Source organism: Nocardia sp. NPDC057227, from assembly GCF_042669725.1.
GTDB classification, from domain to species: domain Bacteria; phylum Actinomycetota; class Actinomycetes; order Mycobacteriales; family Mycobacteriaceae; genus Nocardia; species Nocardia asteroides_A.
In genome coordinates, this window is record NZ_JBHUXA010000054.1 from 1 (window position 1) to 1,092 (window position 1,092).

Here is a 1,092-nt window from a genome sequence, read left to right on the forward strand (position 1 = left end):
CTCGTCCACTCCGAGCCGGGCCTTGAGCTTGGGAGACCAGCGGAGCCAGGACTTGCCCTTGGTCGCCTTCTCGTACTCGACCCAGAGATCAACGACCGCAGCGTCTCCGGTCGCAAGCAGGTACTCGACCATCTCGAAGGGCGTCAGACTTCCGAGCTTGCCTTTCTTGAGATCACCGCGAGCGACCTCGTTTCCGATGTGCCGTCCGGAGTCCTGAGCCTTGGCGATGTATTCCCCGGCACCTTCGGCCGTCATGACCTTGTCCCACTTGACCCCGTGAGCCTTGTCTGCCGGGAACCCGTGCTTCTTCGTCCAGGCCATCCAAAGCCGTTGCCAGCGAGCCATCATGTACGTGAGCTGCATTACGTCCGGCTCCGAGTCGAAGCAGACGATGACGTGAAGGTGAGGATGCCAACCGTTCTTGCCGTAGGTGATTTCCCGCGAATTGATCGTGCCGATTTTCCCGGTGAGCTTCTTTTCCCGCTGTGCCATTACGCCGGTTCCGAGTTTCCGGAATGCGTCGTTGAGGGCTTCGAGGAGTTCCGCGAGCGCGTGACCTTTCGCGTGCCGAACGGTGAAGGTGACCATCCAGGCCGAGCCGCCCGACATGATCAGCGAGGCAACGCCGACAGCGATCTCGTTGGCCCGCTTGGCGCGGATCTTGGCCGAGCAGACCGGGCACAGCCAGCCGTTCGCGCAGATGCAGACCCCCGACGTGTAGGCCACCCCGTCGCGGACGTGGATCTTGACCCGGTCAGCCTTGCCGTCTCGGCCCTGAGCCATGACCCGTCCGCAGGCCGAGAGCCGCTTGACCGTCGTGAAGGTCCAGATGGCCCGACGGATCTCGAACCGGCGGCGGCGGCGGCAACACGGTTCGGTGCCCTTCCCGCATTCGTGCTGGTCAGACCCGGTTTTCCCCGCAGGGATAGAAACAAAGTCCGTAGTAGTACCAAGGGGGGCGTCCGCCAGGCCGCCAGAGGCGGCCCGGCGCCCCCTCAAGGCTTCGCCACGGGGGCGCCGGGAGACCTGGCGGCCACCGATGGCCCGGAGGTCCTGAGCGGCCTTGGCTCCATCCAGCGGGACGACCGGGGG

General features: G+C 65.0%; 1 protein-coding gene. It reads right to left on the reverse strand.

What is annotated here, in order from left to right:
* Window positions 1-783 (reverse strand): protein rep (locus ACFUJ1_RS34200; protein ID WP_378651452.1); only part of this gene is annotated, 783 nt, incomplete at its 3' end.
* Window positions 784-1,092 lie beyond the last annotated feature (309 nt).